The organism is Stenotrophomonas sp. YJH_SMC_120, from assembly GCF_059368675.1.
In genome coordinates this window covers 85,981-103,468 of sequence record NZ_JCAFRY010000013.1, presented here as the reverse complement: position 1 = coordinate 103,468, position 17,488 = coordinate 85,981, and the positions used below count along the sequence as shown (strand labels likewise).

Genomic DNA, 17,488 nt, shown 5'->3' with positions numbered 1-17,488 from the left:
CGTTCACGTCTGCGGCCACAACACGGCCAGCACCAGCAGTGCGAACTGCACCGCTGTCAGCAGGTACTGGCGCAGCAGCAGGCGACGCATGCCGGCCCAGCGCGCGTCCCAGCCCCGCAGGGGCGCATCGGGCGACGCGCGGCGCAGGCCACTGTCGTGCAGCAGCTGATCAGTGCGGCGCGCGGCGGCATCGCCGTCCAGGCGCTCATCGCGCAGCAGCTGCAGCAGGCTGGCGTCCAGCGCAACCCGCCACGCGTGGTACGTCTGGGCCACCCCTGCAGACATGCTGGCCAGCAGCAACCCTGCAGCGATCATCGCCAGGCCCGGCTCGGTGCCGAGCAGCAGCAATGCCACCAGCAGCAGCCCCAGCGACAGGCATGCCGGCCAACGCCCCTGCCGCAGCAGCAGCTGCATGGTCGCCAGATCGGGAACCGTGCTCATGCGCGCACTCCTGCCGCGTCGGTGATGGCACGCAGATGGGCCGTACCCAGCACGATGCCAGGGCGCGCAGCACGCACGATCGCCACCGCCGCGTCCGCATCGGCCGCACGACCACTGCGCAGCAGCCAGGTGGCCACGCTGGCGGCGCTGCGCGAATAGCCCAGCGCACAGCACACCAGCAACGGTCCGTGTGCATGCAGGCGCTCGATGGCCTCGGCCGCTTCGCGCAGCTGTTCCGGTGCAGGGACCACCAGGTCCAGCATCGGCACGCTGGCATACGCGGCGCCCTGCGCGCGACAGGAAAGCTCGGCGCAGGCATCCACCACGCCCGCCAGTGGCGGCGGCAACGCGCCGTTGGGAATGCGGCCCAGCCACACGCCGTCCAGCACCGGCACCGGCTGCGGCGCACGCCGCGTCCACAGCCGCGAGTTGATCCAGGCAACGCCCAGGTACGGTGCCAGCAGCCATCGCGCGGCCATCGTCAGGCGGCCATCGGCGCGCTTCTGGAACACCGCTGTACCCAGCCCGGCATAGGCCAGCGCCACCAGCAGCAACGACGCCACCGGCCACAGCAGCCACAACGCGGCGCCACGCAGAAGCACCACCGGCACCAGCAATACAGCGGCCCCCAGCAGGTACAACGCTGCCAATCGCCAACGCCTCGCATCACGCGCGGTGTGCCAGGCCCACAACGGTGGCGTGCCCTGCTCGGGCCACAGCCAGACGCACAGCCAGCCGGCCAGCAGGCCGGTCGGGATATCGATGAAATGGTGCTGGAACGTGGTCAGCACCGAGACGCCGATCAGCAGTGCCCACACATGCAGTAGCCCGCGCCACGCGCCATGCAGGTACTGCGCGAACTTCACCCACAGCACGATCAACAGCACGATGTGCAGCGACGGCGCCTGGTTGAACGGCTTGTCGAAGCCCAGCAGCACATCGAACAGCCAGCCGAACACACCCCCGATCTCCGGACGCTCGAAGCTGAAGCGCAGCGGCCACAGCAGAAAACAGGTGACCGCGATGACCTGCGCACTGAACAGCCGCAGCGCATGCCGATCCAGTTCCAGCCGACGCCGGCACAGGAAGAACGAGATCGCGTAGAACAGGTCGATCGACCAGTACGGCACGATCGTCCACGGCACGAACGGGATGCGTGTCTCCCACGCGAACGCCATCACCGGCAGGGTGGCGTGGCGGCCGGCCATCCAGTTGGCGAAGCCGTAGCTTGCGAAGAAGAACGGACCCAGCAGGGCCAGCCACAGCAGGGCGCGCCGCCAGGGGCGCCCTTCCGCGGCCAGCGGGGTTGCGGCGAGCGTCGCCATCACGCGGTCCGGCGCGCCAGCGACACGGTGAAGATGCCGAAGTCGTCGATGCGCTGCGCCACCTTCTCGAAACCGGCCAGGCGCACCAGCTCGTCCATTTCCTGCTGGGTACGGCGGCGCATCACCCACGCTGCGCCACCACGATGGCTGGTCAGTGCGCGTGCGATGAACTCCAGCTGCGGGTGCCAGGGCTGGCCGGTATAGGCCAGGTAGCCGCCCACCGGCACCGTCGCGGCAATACCCTGCAGCGAGCGCAGCACCGCATCGTTGTCGGGGAACAGTTCGTACAGGCCCGAGACCACGGCCAGCGTCGGTGCGGGTTCCACCTTGGCCAGCTGCGCCGGATCGAACGCGTCGCCCTGTTCGAAGCGGGCAATATCGGCCGCCCCCAGGCGCTCAATCAACGCTTGGCCCTGGGTCACGTTCAGATCGCTGAAATCACGCAGCACGATGCGATCGGCGCGCTGTTCGCCCTGCCCCAGCGCTTCCAGCACGTAGCGACCATGGCCAGCAGCTACGTCCAGCACCTGCACCGGCGTGCCCTGCCCGCGCAGGCGCTGGGCAGCGTCGCGCAGCAGTTCCTGCAGGTGCTTGCCGCGCACGCGGATGCCACGCCAGCCGATTGCATCCAGATAGTTGCGATCGACCATGCGACCCAGCGGGCCCTTGCCACGCGCTTCGTCGCGATAGATGTAGTCCAGCGTGCTGCCGGAATCGAAACCGGTCTGCAGGCCCAGCGCGATGCCTTCGGACAAGGTTCCGCCGAAACGCAGGCCGCCACGTACCACGCGCCAGCGCAGGTCGGACAGGCTGTTGCGCTCCGGTGGCCACGCCAGGACCTCCGATTCCTCGAAGGTCGGCCCATGGCGGTGCGCGTCGCGCCGTGACAGCTCGCGCAGCGGCTCGGCAAAACGCGCCTGGATGAAGCTGCGGATGCGCGCCAGTGCTGGTGCACGATCACGCTCGCCCAGCGTGTCGTGGAAGAAGCCCGGCAGATGCACGCGCTCCTTGATCGGGCTGGACAGGCGCTCGTAGAAGCGGTCCTGCGGGCCACGGTGCACGACGAAATCCGAGCCGGACACCAGCAGCTGCACCGGTACGCTGATCGCCTGCGCATCGGCCACGATGCGGTCGGCCGCCTCGTACAGGCCCAGCAGCACGCGCACCGAAATCGGCCGGGTGATCAGCGGGTCGGTGCGATAGCTTTCCACCCGCGCCGGGTCATGGGTCAGCCACTGCGGCTTGACGTAGCTGTTGACGAAGAAATTGCCGCGCAGCTTCTGCATCAGCGCCAGGCCCGGGCGTGCGAACGGCACGTACAGCTTCACCTTGAACGCCGGCGAAGCCATCACCAGCGCGCGCAGGCGTGGTGCGTAGTCGTGCACCCAGGTGGCGGCGACCACCGCCCCCACGCTCTGTGCGATCACCACGATGTTTTCCACCGCAATGCCGTGCTCGGCGCCGATGTGGGCGATGAAACTGTCCAGATCACGCACCAGCGTCGGGAAGCCCGGTGCATCGCCCCGTGCGCCCGGCGAACGGCCATTGCCGCGCGCGTCCCAGGCGAAGAAGGCGGTGTCGGACAGGTCCAGCTCATCGACCAGGTGGGTGACCCGGCCGGAGTGCTCATGGCCGCGGTGCAGCAGCACGATGGCCTTGGTGGCCGGCGTTGCGGTGGTGCCCGCCCAGTACCGGTAGAACAGCGGTACCTGGTCGAAGCTGTGGAATTCCCGTTCCTGCGCCTGACGCATGCAATCTCCTGATTGTCTTCTTGTATCTGCTTGATTAATTCGGCGAAACCGCTGCTTCCCGCAGTCCCCGACGGACGCGGTTGACCATCGTCAGCACGCACAGCACCGCCATGACCGCGGCCACGCCAGTGACCGTCATCGCGCCAACCCACTCAAACGCCAGCAGCAGGCCCAGCGCACCGATCACGAACGCGCGATCGCTCTTGCCCATCGGGCCGTCATAGCGGCGGCTGGCACCGACCATCAGCCCCAGCACCCCGGCGTACTCGCTCAGGGCCGCGGTCCAGGCCAGCAGCCACAGCATCTCGGTGCGCACGCCCGGCACGCTGAGCAGGCTCAGGTACAGCGCCGCATCGGCGATTACATCGCACAGCTCATTCAGATAGGCGCCCAGCCGCGACTGCTGGCCGAACTCGCGGGCCAGCATGCCGTCCACGGCGTTGAGCGCCATGCGCAGCAGCATCCACAGTGGCAGCAGCAGGTACAGCAGGGGCTGGGCCGGCGCGCAGCACCAGACGGCGGCGGCCACCAGCAGCGAGACCACGGCAGCGGCCACGGTCACCGTATTGGCAGTGATCCCCATGCGGTACAGACCGCGTACGGCTGGACGCAACAGGTCCTGGAAACGTCCTTTCAATGCATAGATCGACATGATCCGTACCCGCTGATCCTTGGCAGTGCGGGCACAGCCTACCCCATCGTTGGCAGATTCCGACAACCCTGCTCTGGTCCGCAGGCCAGCCCCCGGATCGGGCCGGATCGGTGTGCCCGACCCGGCCTTGCGTCGATCGCCACGGCAAATTACCCCTTCCAGCGCCCGCCACCGGCCCCCACCGCCTACAATATCGGCCCCGCTCCGCTGCCGATTCTGTCCCATGACTGCTGATCTGTTGCCCGTCCGCCGGGCCCTCCTCTCCGTTTCCGACAAGACCGGTCTGGTCGAGCTTGCCACTGCGCTGGCGGCACGCGGCGTGGAGCTGCTGTCCACCGGCGGCACCGCCAAGGCGATCCGCGATGCGGGCCTGGCCGTGAAGGACGTGGCCGACGTCACCGGTTTCCCGGAAATGATGGACGGCCGGGTCAAGACCCTGCACCCGATGGTGCACGGCGGCCTGCTCGGCCGTTCGGGCCTGGATGATGCGGTGATGGCCGAACACGGCATCGGTGCCATCGACCTGCTCGTGCTGAACCTGTACCCGTTCGAATCGGTCACCGCCAAGGCCGACTGCACCCTGGCCGACGCGGTCGAGAACATCGACATCGGCGGCCCGGCCATGCTGCGTTCGGCGGCCAAGAACTTCGCCCGCGTGGCAGTGGCCACCGACCCGTCGCAGTACGCCGAACTGCTGGCCTCGCTGGCGGCCAACAACGGCCAGCTGACGGCCGCCACCCGCTTCGCGTTCTCGGTGGCCGCGTTCAACCGCGTCGCCCAGTACGACGCGGCGATCAGCAACTACCTGTCGGCGGTCACCGCCACCGACGCCGCCGTGCCGGTACGTGCCGAGTACCCGGCACAGATGAACTCCACCTTCGTGAAGGTGATGGACCTGCGCTACGGCGAGAACCCGCACCAGAGCGGCGCGTTCTACCGCGACCTGTACCCGGTGCCGGGCACGCTGGCCACGTTCCAGCAGCTGCAGGGCAAGGAACTGAGCTACAACAACCTGGCCGATGCCGACGCGGCGTGGGAATGCGTGCGCCAGTTCGACGCGCCGGCCTGCGTGATCGTCAAGCACGCCAATCCGTGCGGCGTGGCGGTGGGTGCCGGCAACGGCGATGCCTACGAGCTGGCCTACGCCACCGACCCGACCAGCGCCTTCGGCGGCATCATCGCCTTCAACAAGCCGCTCGACGCTGCCACTGCCAAGGTGATCCTGGACCGCCAGTTCGTGGAAGTGCTGATCGCCCCGGACTACGAGCCGGCCGCGCTGGAGTACGCGCAGAAGAAGGCCAACGTGCGCGTGCTGCGCATCCCGCATGGTGATGGCCTGAACAACTTCGACAGCAAGCGCGTCGGCTCGGGCCTGCTGCTGCAGTCCTCGGACAACCGCGGCATGACCCGCGACGAGCTGAAGGTGGTCAGCAAGCTGGCGCCGACCGACAAGCAGTTCACCGACCTGCTGTTCGCCTGGAAGGTGGCCAAGTTCGTGAAGTCCAACGCGATTGTGTACGCCAAGGACAACCGTACGATTGGCGTGGGCGCCGGCCAGATGAGCCGCGTGTACTCGGCCCGCATCGCCGGCATCAAGGCCGCCGATGCGAACCTGGTGGTCGAGGGTTCGGTGATGGCTTCCGATGCGTTCTTCCCGTTCCGCGACGGCATCGACGCCGCTGCTGCCGCCGGCATCAAGGCGGTCATCCAGCCGGGCGGTTCGATGCGCGATGCCGAAGTGATCGCCGCCGCCGACGAACATGGCCTGGCGATGGTGTTCACCGGCGTGCGCCACTTCCGCCACTGATCCGCATCACGAAGCCGGGCCCTGCCCGGCTTTTCTCTTCCGTACCCGAGAACCCTGTCCCATGAAGATCCTCGTCATCGGCTCTGGCGGCCGCGAACACGCCCTGGCATGGAAGCTGGCCCAGTCCTCCCGTGTCACCGAAGTGATCGTGGCACCCGGCAACGCTGGCACCGCCAGCGAAGACAAGTGCCGCAACGTGGCGGTGAAAGTCACCGATATCGACGGTCTGCTGGCGCTGGCCCAGGCTGAAGGCGTGGCACTGACCGTGGTCGGCCCTGAAGTACCGCTGGTGGCTGGCGTGGTAGACCGCTTCCGCGCCGCCGGCCTGCGCATCTTCGGGCCGACCGCCGCCGCCGCGCAGCTGGAAGGCAGCAAGGCCTACGCCAAGGACTTCCTGGCCCGCCACAACATCCCCACCGCGTTCTACGCCGTGCACACCGACGTGGACGCCGCCCTGGCCTACATCCGCAAGAAGGGCGCGCCGATCGTGGTCAAGGCCGATGGCCTGGCCGCCGGCAAGGGCGTGATCGTGGCGATGACCCTAGCCGAAGCCGAGGACGCGGTGCGTGACATGCTCTCGGGCAACGCGTTCGGCGATGCCGGTGCGCGCGTGGTGATCGAGGAGTTCCTCGACGGCGAGGAAGCCAGCTTCATTTCGATGGTGGACGGCGTGCATGCGCTGCCGATGGCCACCTCGCAGGACCACAAGCGCGTCGGCGACGGCGATACCGGCCCGAACACCGGCGGCATGGGCGCCTATTCGCCGGCCCCGGTGGTGACGCCGGAGGTGCATGCGCGGGTGATGCGCGAGGTGGTGAACCCCACCGTGCAGGGCATGATCGCCGACGGCATCCCGTTCACCGGCTTCCTCTACGCGGGCCTGATGATCGACGCCAGCGGCGCGCCGAAGGTGATCGAATTCAACGTGCGCTTTGGCGACCCGGAAACGCAGCCGGTGATGCTGCGCCTGCAGTCGGACCTGGTCGAGCTGGTGGAAGCCGCCATCGATGGCCGCCTGGACCAGGTCGAAGCGCAGTGGGATGCGCGCCCGTCGCTGGGCGTGGTGCTGGCGGCCAGGCCGTACCCGGAAGCGCCGATCACCGGTGACGTGATTTCCGGCCTGCACGACGTGCCGGCCAGTGCCAAGGTGTTCCATGCGGGAACTGCATTGGACGCGCAGGGCCACGTGGTCAGTGCCGGCGGTCGCGTGCTGTGCGTGGCCGCACTGGGCGACAGCGTGCGCGACGCGCAGGCCAATGCCTATGCCGGCGTGGCCAAGGTGACCTGGGCCAACGAGTTCCACCGCAACGACATCGGCTGGCGCGCGATCGCACGCGAGGGGTGAGGCACACCCCCGCTTCCATGCATGGCGCGGATTGAATACCACGGTAAAGCAAAGGCCCGGCATTGCCGGGCCTTTGCTTTACAGGACTGCTTCGAGACCCTTCCGATCAATCAGGTTCAAAAGCTTCAGCGACGGCCCGCTCGGCTTCTTCTCGCCCTGTTCCCAGCTACGGACCGTCGAAACGCTGGTGTTGAGCACACCTGCGAACACCGGCTGGCTAAGTTCCAACGACGTGCGAAGTGCACGGATCTGGGCGCTGCTGTATTCGGGCACAGGCTCCAGACAAAGCGCCTCGTACATGCTCATGCGCCGCTTGTCGATGAAGCCGCTGGCGTAAAGGCCCGCCGCGCCTTCATGCACCGCATCGAGGATCGCACTCTTTGCACGTCTATGTTCAACCGTCTTTGTCATGGCAAATCTCCTGCAGTTCTCCGCAGATAACTGCCCTGTCCAACTGTGCAGGGCTCATTCTCAAGAACTCAGACGCATACAGCTGAAGGGCATCCCGTTCCGCACTACTGATGGTCGCGCGCGCGTTCTTCTCGTAGCAGAAGAGAAAGAACCAGTAGCGCCCCACCTTGGTTGCGACAATAACGCGGGCGCTACCGCGCTTTCCGCGGCCCGGCAGCGCAACTCGCTTTTTGAGAAGGCCGCCCCCTATGTCTGCATCAATCAGTCCTTGACGCATTTCCACCACCGCGCGGCACAAGGCTCTATCGGTCAGTGAAGAACGTCGTGTACTGCGGTTGAAGCTTCGGGTGCGGAAGACACGTGACATGATCATACCGTGCCACCGAGTGGTACGGCGTGAAAATCAGCGTCCAGCGCATGCTGCGGTCGGCGCAGTTGCCGCCCTGGCGTCAGGATTGATCCACGCCATGCGTGGATGCGCTCCAAAAACAAAAAGGCCCGGCATCACCGCCGGGCCTTCTTCATTCCAACGCCTTCCCGCTTACGCGGTGAACAGCGCCTTCATCTTCTTCAGCGCGTTCGCCTCAACCTGGCGGATGCGCTCGGCCGACACGCCGTACTCGTCGGCCAGCTCCTGCAGCGTCACCTTGCTGTCGGCGTCCAGCCAGCGACGGCGGATGATGTCGCGCGAGCGGGCATCCAGTTCCGCCAGGCCTTCGCGCAGCAGCTGCATCTGGTTGTCTTCGCTGTCCTCGCGCTCGTAGGCCATCGACGGGTCTTCGTCATCGGCAACCAGGAACGCAGCCGGCGACGGCGGTGCGTGTTCGTTGTCCTCGTCGGTCGGCGCGTCGAAACCGATATCGCGGCCGGACAGGCGCGACTCCATTTCCATGACTTCGCGCTCGGACACGTTCAGGTCCTTGGCCACCGCGCTCACTTCCGCCGCGTTCATCCAGCCCAGACGCGTCTTCGACTTGCGCAGGTTGAAGAACAGCTTGCGCTGCGCCTTGGTGGTGGCGACCTTGACGATGCGCCAGTTCTTCAGGATGAACTCGTGCATCTCTGCACGGATCCAGTGCACGGCGAAGGAGACCAGGCGCACGCCCATGTCCGGGTCGAAACGCTTGACCGCCTTCATCAGGCCGATGTTGCCTTCCTGGATCAGATCGCCCAGGGCAAGGCCGTAGCCGTTGTAACCGCGGGCCACGTGCACCACGAAGCGCAGGTGCGAATGCACCAGCTCGCGGGCGGCGTCCAGATCGTTGCCGTCGCGGAAGCGACGGGCCAGGTCCTGTTCGTCATCGACCGACAGCACCGGGATCTGGTGCACGGCACCGATGTAGGCGTCCAGCGAACCGAGCGCACTGGGAATCGGGAGATTGTTTGCCACAAGGGCAGTAGAGGTGTTCTGGCTCATAGGCACCCATCTTAGCAGTCCGGGATTTGGACTGCTAAAGGAGGAAAAAGTTCCAGCATCCTATTGATGCAACACTGGTCCCAAACAGAGCCCTACCGTAGCGCGATTTGATGACAGTGGCGAGCGCGCTTTTCGGGATTCACAATCCCTTGGAATTCAAGCAATTACCTGCCGGAAGCCGGCCGATTCCGGTCAAGCGGAGCTGAACGGGCCGTTCTGGAGGCCCATTCAGGCCAGGGAACGTTGTCCGGCGTTCAGGCCCGGCCGCCAGCCGGCGCTCAGAGCACCGAGCGCGGCGGCAGCGACCAGTCGATCGGGGCCTGGCCGCGACGCTGCAGGTACTCGTTGGCCATCGAGAAATGGCGGCAGCCGAGGAAGCCACGATGGGCCGACAGCGGCGACGGATGCGGGGCCTTCAGAACGCGATGGCGACGGGTATCAATGACCTTGCCCTTCTGCTGCGCGTAGGCACCCCAGAGCATGAACACCAAGCCTTCGCGTTCGCGGTTGAGCACGTCCACCACGTGATCGGTGAAACCTTCCCAGCCACGGCCCTGGTGTGCGCCGGCCTTGCCCTCCTCCACCGTCAGCACGGCATTGAGCAGCAGCACGCCGCGTTGCGCCCACGGGATCAGGCAGCCGTGTTCCGGGCGCGGGATACCGAGATCGCTTTCGATCTCCTTGTAGATGTTCAGCAGCGACGGCGGCACCGGCACGCCCGGCGGCACCGAGAAACTCAGGCCATGCGCCTGGCCACGGCCGTGGTACGGGTCCTGGCCGAGGATCACCACCTTCACCTGCTCGAATGGCGTGGCGTCGAATGCGGCGAAGATCTGCGGGCCGGGCGGGAATACCGCTGCGCCACTGGCCTTGCGCTGGCGCAGGAAGCTGGACAGCTCGCGCATCTGCGGCTGCAGGAGGTAATCGCCGACATGCTGCTTCCAGCTCGGTTCCAGCTGGATCGTCGGGGTGTCCGCTACTTCATCAATCATTGCACCACTTCATCGAATCAGGGGTCCATCGTTCAACCGGGCCAGGCGCAGCTGGAACAGCACCTTGGTGACCAGCAGCCGTTCTTCGATCGGCTTGAGTACCAGGTCGTTGGCGCCGGACTGCAGCAGCCCGGTCTGGTTGTGCGGGTTGCCGTCGCCGGTCATCACCAGCACCGGCATGCGGCGCTTGCCGTAGCCGAAGTCCACGCGCACGCGCTGCACCACGTCGCGGCCGCTCAGTTCGCCCTTCAGGGTGACGTCGGTCAGCACCAGGTCGATGCGATGACGGCTGCGGCCCAGCGACTCGGCGGTGAGCAGGGTGAACGCCTCTTCGGCGCTGACCACGTGCAGCACGTTCAACTGCTGGCGTTCGAGCATGCGCTTGGTGGCCTCGGCCACCACGCGGCTGTCCTCGATGTAGAGGATGGTCGCGCCGGGAATGGTCTGCGGCTGCACATAGCCGCGGATGAAGGTCGCCAGCGCCTCGTGGCCCAGCGCCTTGTCGAAATAGTCGGTGACGTACTCGGTGAAGCGACGCTGCTCCAGATGCTGCTGGGCATCGCCGGACACCACGATCACAGGCACATAGGCCTGGCCGGCCGCTTCGCGGACCATCCGCGCCAGCGCCAGGCCGTCGCCATCACGCAGGGTCAGCGAGGTGGTCACCAGGTCCACCGGGCCCTGCGCCAGCGCCTGCTGCGCATCCTCGATGCTGTCGCAGCCGATCACCTCCACGCCTGGCAGGTCGCGCTGCAGGACGTCGGCGATCAGCTTGCGGACCAGCTTCGAGCCATCGACCACCATCACCCGCGTCGCGGGCCCTTCAAGATGCTTCAGCGCTTGCGGTTGCATGCCGGTCTCAGGTGTCGGTCGGTCGGGTCTGGCGCAGGAAGTGGCCGGTGACCAGCCACGCACCCAGCCAGCCCAGCAGCAGCGTGCCGAGCAGGACCAGGCCACCGTGCAGCAGGTCCAGGCCGTGAAGCACGAACGGGCTGCCGTAGCTGCGCGAGAGTTCGGCCAGCGGCACGCGCAGCGCGGCACCGGCGGCGCCGATCAGCGCCAGCGCAACCGCGCCGGCGCCCAGGCCATACCACGCACCCAGGTACAGGAACGGGCGGCGGATGAAGCCATCACTGGCGCCGAGCAGCTGCAGCACGCCGATCTCTTCGCGGCGGGCCTGGATGTCCAGGCGCACGGTGTTGCCGACCACCAGCGCGGCACCGACGCCGAGCAGGACCGACAGCACCTGCACCAGCCGCGCGCCGAACGCCAGCCAGGCATCCAGGCGCTGGCGCCACAGTGCATCGTGCTGCACCAGGTCGGCCTCGGGCAGGCTCTCCAGCGCGCGTGCCAGGCGCGCGTCGTCCTTGCCCTGGCCGGGGGTGATCACCAGCAGCGAGGGCAGCGGGTTGTCATTGAGTGTGTCGATCGCCTCGCCGAGGCCGGCGTCGCGCAGTTCCTGCAGGCCCTGCTCGGGCGTGCGCACGTTCACTTCGGCCACGTCGTCGCGGTCGCGCAGCTGGCCGGCCAGGCGCAGCGCGCCGGGGCCATCGACGTTGCCCTTCAGGAACACATTGATGTCGCGCGACTGCTGCACGCTGCCGGCGAACTGCTTGAGGTTGTCCAGCGCGATCGACAGGCCCAGCGGCAGGGCCAGCGCCAGCGCCATGACCATCACCGTCAGCAGGGTCGCCCACGGCTTGCGGCAGGCACGGCCGAGGCTGAACACCACGCTGTGCGCGTGGTGCTGGAACCAGACGCCCACGCGCGAGGGGGCGGCGGCTTCGCTGTTTTCGTTCTTCGCCATGGGTTACTCCGCCAGATCCTGCGGCGAGATGTCATCCACCAGCCGGCCGTGGTCGAGGATCAGCACGCGCTTGCGCATGCGGCGCAGCAGCGGCAGGTCGTGGCTGACCACCAGCACGCTGGTGCCGCGCGCGGGCAGCTCGGCGAACAGAGCCATGATCTCCGCCGCCAGGGTCGGGTCGAGGTTGCCGGTCGGTTCATCGGCCACCAGCAGCTTGGGCTCACCGACGATGGCGCGGGCGATGCCAACGCGCTGCTGCTCACCGGCCGACAGCTGCGAGGGCAGCGCCTTCTCGCGGTGGCCCAGGCCCATCCGTTCCAGCACCGAGCGCACGCGCTTGCTGATGTCGCCACGGCGGGTGCCGCGCAGGATCAGCGGCAGCGCCACGTTCTCGGCGATCGAGCGGTCCATCAGCAGGCGGTGGTCCTGGTAGACCGCACCCACCGCGCGACGGTGGCGGGGCACATCGCCGCCACGCACCTTCAGCAGGTTGCGCTCGTCGAACACCACCGCGCCACGGCTGGGCCGCTCGTCCAGATGGATCAACTTGAGCAGGGTGCTTTTGCCCGCACCGGAATGGCCGGTGACGAACAGCATCTCGCCCGGCGCGACCTCGAAGCTGACATCGGTCAGTGCCTCGTGGCCACCGGCGTACTGTTTGCTGACATTGTCGAAGCGCAGGACACTCATGCCCCGATTATGCAGGACCGGCGCGACGTCGTGGAGACGGTCACACGATCGGTAGTGCCGGCCGCTGGCCGGCAACCCACACAGCTGCCGGCCAGCGGCCGGCACTACCCAACCCCATGGGGCAGTGCGGACCAAGGTCCGCACCCACCATCGACGGCTTAGTTACCCGACAGCATCCGGCGGATCTTGCGGCCGATGCGGGTCAGGAACGAATCGCCGGTATCAGCAGCCGTGCGCACCGGCTTGGCCACCACCTGCACCGGCGTGACCGGGCTGGCGCCATTGCCGGCGGCGTTCTGCACGCCCTCGGCACCTTCGACCGGACGACCGTGGCGACGGCGGCGGCGCTTGCGCGGCTTGTGCTCGCCGTCCGCAGCACCTTCCGGTGCGCCTTCGGCGCGCGGCGGGCGCGGCGGACGCGGGGCCTGGGCAGCGGCGCCTTCGGCACCGGCGGCCGGCGCGGCAGCGCCCTGCTCGCCTTCCGCGCGTGGCTTGCGCGGGCCACGCGAACGGCGTTCGCCGCTGCGCTCACCGTCACGGCCACCACGGCCACCACCACCACCGGAACGGCCGCCACTGCGGCCACCGCCCCGACGCTCTTCCTCGGCGGCACGGGCTTCGCGTGCTTCGCGGAAGATCTGGCCGACGCTTTCGTTGTCCTCGCCTTCCTCGCCTGCAGCCGGAGCCGGGCGTTCCGGGCGCGGCAGCGGGGTCAGCAGTTCCTTGGTGACCGGCTCGGACGGAATCTTCTGCTCGATATAGGCCTCGATGTCCGGCAGGCCCATGGCGTAGCGCTCGCAGGCGAAGCTGATGGCGTCGCCCTCTTCACCCAGGCGCGCGGTGCGGCCGATGCGATGCACGTAGTCTTCGGCGTCGAACGGCAGGTCGTAGTTGTAGACGTACTTGATGCCGTCGATGTGCAGGCCGCGCGCAGCCACGTCGGTGGCCACCAGGATTTCCAGCTGGCCCTTCTGGAAGCGGTTGAGCAGGCTCTCGCGCTTCTTCTGCGGCACATCACCGGACAGCACGCCGACACGGTAGCCGGCCTTTTCCAGCGAACGCGCCACGCGCTCGACGAACACCTTGGTGTTGACGAAGACCATGGTGCGCGCGCCTTCGCTGCGCGACAGCAGGCCCAGCAGCAGCGGGATCTTCTCGTCGTCGGCCGGGAAGTAGATGCGCTGGCGCACGCGCGCGGCGGTGATGGTCTCGGCTTCGACCACCAGCTTCTGCGGCTCGTTCATGTGCTCGTAGGCCAGCTCCAGCACGCGGTGGCTGAGGGTGGCACTGAACAGCAGGGTCTGGCGGGTGGTGCGCTCCGGCATGCGGCGCAGCAGGAAGCGGATGTCCTTGATGAAGCCCAGGTCGAACATACGGTCGGCTTCGTCCAGCACGCAGATCTCGCAGGCGTGCAGCGACACCACCTTGTGCTGCTTGACGTAGTCGATCAGGCGGCCCGGGGTGGCGATGATCACGTCCACGCCCTGCTGCAGCAGCTCGCGCTGCTTGTCGTAATCCACGCCGCCGTAGACCAGGGCGAAGCGCAGGCCCAGGTCGGAACCGAACTTCACCGCATCCTTGTGGATCTGGATGGCCAGCTCGCGGGTCGGGGCGAGGATCAGCGCACGCGGATCTTCCGGCTTGCGATCGGCCAGCGCCGGACGCGTCAGCAGGCGGTTCACGACAGCGACCAGGAAGGCCAGGGTCTTGCCGGTGCCGGTCTGGGCCTGGCCGGCGACATCACCGCCGGCCAGCGCGACCGGCAGGGTCAGCGCCTGGATCGGGGTGCAGCGGGTGAATCCGGCTCCTTCAAGGCCGGCCTGCAGGGCCGGGTGCAGCTCGAAGGAGGAAAAGGTCAAATCGGTCAGCGGTTTGTCGCTCATGAGTCCGTCTTGGTATGGCCGCCGGCCCGTGGGGCGGCTGGCACTTCATCGTCTAGGGGCACCGTCGCAAACTGCGGCCCCTGCGGCGGGTTGGCAGGCTGGGACCACCCGGTCCGCGCGCCGCACAATGGCCCAGTTTAACGCACTCGGGCCGGCAAACCGGAATGCCCTGTCTCACCAGCTGGAGAGACGGCGCGCCTTCATCCAGCCACACGGGACTTGAACGACCCCGCCGGTCCCGCTGGTGTCGCCCGCTGCCATCCCCATCTTCGGGAAGACAGTGAAATCCGACACATACCGGGCTTCGAAGCGATCACGATACGCTGGGTTCCAGCCGGCGCCTGTCCCCGCCCTGCGATAGGGGTACACTGCCGGCCGTGAGCGTCCAGGCATCCCGCCGAACGCACCGCGGCAGTGCGCCGCGAGGCAACGACGAGGGTCGCGCCACCGGGCATGGCCCAGTTCACCCACCTCCGGCATGGCCGGGTGCAATCCAAGACGAGAAACCAAGATGAGCGACAAGGTTGTACATGTCGGCGACGCCGACTTTGATAGCGCAGTGCTGAATTCCAAGGAACCGGTGCTGGTCGATTTCTGGGCCGAATGGTGTGGCCCGTGCAAGATGATCGCCCCGGCGCTGGACGAACTGGCCGATGCCTACCAGGGCCGCGCCAAGATCGCCAAGGTCAACGTCGACCACAATCGTGCGCTGGCCGCCAAGTACCACGTGCGTTCGATCCCGTACCTGGTCGTGTTCAAGGACGGCGAGAAGGTCGGCGAGCAGATCGGTGCGGTGGGCAAGGCCCAGCTGGCCGGCCTGCTGGACAAGGCCCTGGCCTGATCCTGCTGTTTTCCGGCAGCCGCCACCCGCGGCTGCCGGCGGACGCCCTGCGTCCATGATGAATGCTGTTCCCGGCAGCCCTTGCACGGCGCCGCAGGCCGATGATAGTGTCGGCACATCCGGCCGCGTTCGCGTGCCGCACCCTCTGGACGCAGTTTCTTCCAGACCCATTCCCAACGTTCGCCGCCCCAGCCGGGCGCTCGCACCTTCAAGCGAGGAATAACGCTCTTGTCCGATAACACTTCCGAAACCGGCAGCGCCGATGCGCCCGCCGAAAAGCGCGTGCGCAAGCCCCGCGTGAGCAAGGCCGCCGCCCCGGCAGCCGCCGAAACCAGCGCCGCTCCGGCGCAGCCGACCCTGCCGCTGGCCGCCGCGCCCGAGGCACCGGCCCCCGCCCCCGCACCGAGCGCGCCCGCCGCCGAGGCCCCTGCCAGCAGTGGCGGTGGCGAAGGTGGTGAGGGTCGCGAATCCGGCCAGCCGCGGCAGCAGAACCACCAGGGCGGTGGCCAGAATCAGGGCCAGAACCCGTACAACCAGAACGGCCAGCAGGGCCAGGGGCAAGGCCAGGGCAACCGCCGTGACCGCTTCCGCAACCGCCGCGACCGTGACCGCAACAACAACCGCTTCCGCGACGACGGCATGCCCAACGACGGCGGCGAGCAGCAGCCCTTCGTGCCGCGTCCGCACGCCAACGTGCCGGAAGGCTTCCCGGTCTATTCGCTGAGCGACCTCAAGCGCATGCCGGCACAGAAGCTGCTGGAAATCGCCGAGCAGCTGCAGATCTCCGAAGGCGTGGCACGCGCCCGCAAGCAGGATGTGATCTTCGCCCTGCTGAAGGTACTGACCCGCCACGGTGACGGCGTCGCCGCCGACGGCGTGCTGGAAATCCTGCCGGACGGCTTCGGCTTCCTGCGCGCGGCCGAAGCCAGCTACCTGGCCGGCCCGGACGACACCTATATCTCGCCCAGCCAGATCCGCCGCTTCAACCTGCGCACCGGCGACCATATCTCCGGCCGCATCCGCTTCCCGAAGGACGGCGAGCGCTACTTCGCGCTGAACATCGTCGACACCATCAACGGCGAGCCGATCGAAGCGTCGAAGAACAAGGTGCTGTTCGAGAACCTGACCGCCCTGTTCCCGCGCCGCCGCTTCACCCTGGAGCGCGGCAACGGTTCGTCGGAAGACATCACCGGCCGCATCCTCGACCTGATGGCGCCGCAGGGCAAGGGCCAGCGCTCGCTCATCGTGTCGCAGCCGAAGGCCGGCAAGACCATGATGATGCAGCAGGTCGCCACCGCCATCACCACCAACCACCCGGACGTGCACCTGATCGTGCTGCTGATCGACGAGCGCCCGGAAGAAGTGACCGAAATGCAGCGCACCGTGCGCGGCGAGGTCATCAGCTCGACCTTCGACGAACCGGCCGCGCGCCACGTGCAGGTGGCCGAAATGGTCATCGAGCGCGCCAAGCGCCTGGTCGAGCACAAGAAGGACGTGGTGATCCTGCTCGACTCGATCACCCGCCTGGCCCGCGCCTACAACAACGTGGTGCCGAGCTCGGGCAAGGTGCTGACCGGTGGCGTGGACGCCAACGCCCTGCACCGCCCGAAGCGCTTCTTCGGTGCCGCGCGCAACGTGGAAGAAGGCGGCAGCCTGACCATCATCGCCACCGCGCTGGTCGACACCGGCTCGAAGATGGACGAGGTGATCTACGAAGAGTTCAAGGGCACCGGCAACAGCGAAGTGCACCTGAGCCGTCGCATCGCTGAAAAGCGCGTGTTCCCGGCCATCGACATCAACCGTTCCGGCACCCGCCGCGAAGACCTGCTGATCGAGCCGGAACTGCTGCAGAAGATCTGGATCCTTCGCAAGCTGCTGCATCCGATGGATGAAATGGCCGCGATGGAGTTCCTGCTCGACAAGATGAAGAACACCAAGTCCAACGACGAGTTCTTCGGTTCGATGAAGCGCTGATCCACGGCATTGCATCGAAAAGAACCTGCCGCTCGCTGCGGCAGGTTTTTTTTTGCCTGCAGGGCGACCCACTTCACTTCACCGCCGCCCGGTTTTGGCGATAATCCGCCCGACGCCCTGCCCGGCCCCGAGGGCCTGGCCACCGATTCCCG

General features: G+C 67.3%; 16 protein-coding genes. 4 read left to right on the top strand and 12 right to left on the bottom strand.

Annotation, left to right across the window (positions count from 1 at the left end; genetic code table 11):
* Positions 1–3: 3 nt before the first annotated feature.
* From AC5P60_RS15355 to AC5P60_RS15340, 4 genes are read right to left on the bottom strand one after another with little or no spacing between them, the layout of a single operon-like run.
* Complete coding sequence (locus AC5P60_RS15355) at positions 4–441, bottom strand: hypothetical protein (RefSeq protein ID WP_033834060.1); 438 nt, start codon at positions 439–441, stop codon at positions 4–6.
* Positions 438–1,766, bottom strand: a complete 1,329-nt coding sequence (locus tag AC5P60_RS15350) for a phosphatase PAP2/dual specificity phosphatase family protein (protein WP_483693764.1) — start codon at positions 1,764–1,766, stop codon at positions 438–440. Before AC5P60_RS15350 ends, AC5P60_RS15355 begins: the two co-directional genes overlap by 4 nt.
* Positions 1,766–3,517: a bifunctional alpha/beta hydrolase/class I SAM-dependent methyltransferase gene (locus AC5P60_RS15345; protein WP_483693765.1), complete on the bottom strand. Its 1,752-nt coding sequence runs from the start codon at positions 3,515–3,517 to the stop codon at positions 1,766–1,768. The genes AC5P60_RS15350 and AC5P60_RS15345 overlap by 1 nt, the downstream gene beginning before the upstream one ends.
* Positions 3,518–3,551: 34 nt before the next feature.
* On the bottom strand, positions 3,552–4,169 hold the full coding sequence (locus AC5P60_RS15340) for a CDP-alcohol phosphatidyltransferase family protein (protein WP_033834064.1): 618 nt from the start codon (positions 4,167–4,169) through the stop codon (positions 3,552–3,554).
* Positions 4,170–4,392: 223 nt separating this feature from the next.
* Here AC5P60_RS15340 and purH point away from each other — a divergent pair, with 223 nt between their 5' ends.
* Both purH and purD read left to right on the top strand, forming a co-directional pair.
* Positions 4,393–5,976 (top strand): bifunctional phosphoribosylaminoimidazolecarboxamide formyltransferase/IMP cyclohydrolase, encoded by a 1,584-nt coding sequence (purH, locus tag AC5P60_RS15335; protein ID WP_049403520.1) that lies wholly within the window; start codon positions 4,393–4,395, stop codon positions 5,974–5,976.
* Between the two features lie 61 nt (positions 5,977–6,037).
* Entirely contained in the window at positions 6,038–7,321 is a 1,284-nt protein-coding gene (gene purD, locus AC5P60_RS15330) for a phosphoribosylamine--glycine ligase (protein WP_483693766.1), read from the top strand.
* A gap of 78 nt (positions 7,322–7,399) precedes the next feature.
* Here the strand turns inward: purD and AC5P60_RS15325 are convergent, their stop codons facing one another.
* The 8 genes from AC5P60_RS15325 to rhlB form a co-directional block, all read right to left on the bottom strand.
* The gene (locus AC5P60_RS15325) at positions 7,400–7,732 is read right to left on the bottom strand and encodes a helix-turn-helix domain-containing protein (protein ID WP_005414661.1); all 333 of its coding nucleotides are present in this window, start codon (positions 7,730–7,732) and stop codon (positions 7,400–7,402) included.
* Positions 7,716–8,099, bottom strand: a complete 384-nt coding sequence (locus AC5P60_RS15320; RefSeq protein WP_033834072.1) for a type II toxin-antitoxin system RelE/ParE family toxin — start codon at positions 8,097–8,099, stop codon at positions 7,716–7,718. The genes AC5P60_RS15325 and AC5P60_RS15320 overlap by 17 nt, the downstream gene beginning before the upstream one ends.
* Before the next feature lie 174 nt (positions 8,100–8,273).
* Complete coding sequence (gene rpoH, locus AC5P60_RS15315) at positions 8,274–9,149, bottom strand: RNA polymerase sigma factor RpoH (RefSeq protein WP_005411269.1); 876 nt, start codon at positions 9,147–9,149, stop codon at positions 8,274–8,276.
* A 278-nt stretch (positions 9,150–9,427) separates the two neighbouring features.
* Entirely contained in the window at positions 9,428–10,141 is a 714-nt protein-coding gene (gene ung, locus AC5P60_RS15310; RefSeq protein WP_033834068.1) for a uracil-DNA glycosylase, read from the bottom strand.
* Positions 10,142–10,150: 9 nt separating this feature from the next.
* Positions 10,151–10,993, bottom strand: coding sequence for a response regulator (locus AC5P60_RS15305; RefSeq protein ID WP_033834069.1), 843 nt, complete (start codon positions 10,991–10,993; stop codon positions 10,151–10,153).
* Between the two features lie 7 nt (positions 10,994–11,000).
* Complete coding sequence (gene ftsX / locus AC5P60_RS15300) at positions 11,001–11,948, bottom strand: permease-like cell division protein FtsX (protein ID WP_005411272.1); 948 nt, start codon at positions 11,946–11,948, stop codon at positions 11,001–11,003.
* A 3-nt stretch (positions 11,949–11,951) separates the two neighbouring features.
* Positions 11,952–12,638, bottom strand: coding sequence for a cell division ATP-binding protein FtsE (gene ftsE, locus AC5P60_RS15295; protein WP_005411273.1), 687 nt, complete (start codon positions 12,636–12,638; stop codon positions 11,952–11,954).
* A gap of 158 nt (positions 12,639–12,796) precedes the next feature.
* Entirely contained in the window at positions 12,797–14,521 is a 1,725-nt protein-coding gene (gene rhlB, locus AC5P60_RS15290) for an ATP-dependent RNA helicase RhlB (RefSeq protein WP_483693767.1), read from the bottom strand.
* A gap of 511 nt (positions 14,522–15,032) precedes the next feature.
* Between rhlB and trxA the strand changes: the two genes are divergently transcribed.
* Positions 15,033–15,362 carry a thioredoxin gene (trxA, locus tag AC5P60_RS15285; RefSeq protein ID WP_005411275.1) on the top strand — a complete coding sequence of 110 codons (330 nt, stop codon included), beginning with the start codon at positions 15,033–15,035 and terminating at the stop codon, positions 15,360–15,362.
* 228 nt (positions 15,363–15,590) lie between these two features.
* On the top strand, positions 15,591–17,336 hold the full coding sequence (gene rho / locus AC5P60_RS15280) for a transcription termination factor Rho (protein WP_005414668.1): 1,746 nt from the start codon (positions 15,591–15,593) through the stop codon (positions 17,334–17,336).
* The last annotated feature ends 152 nt before the right edge of the window (positions 17,337–17,488 follow it).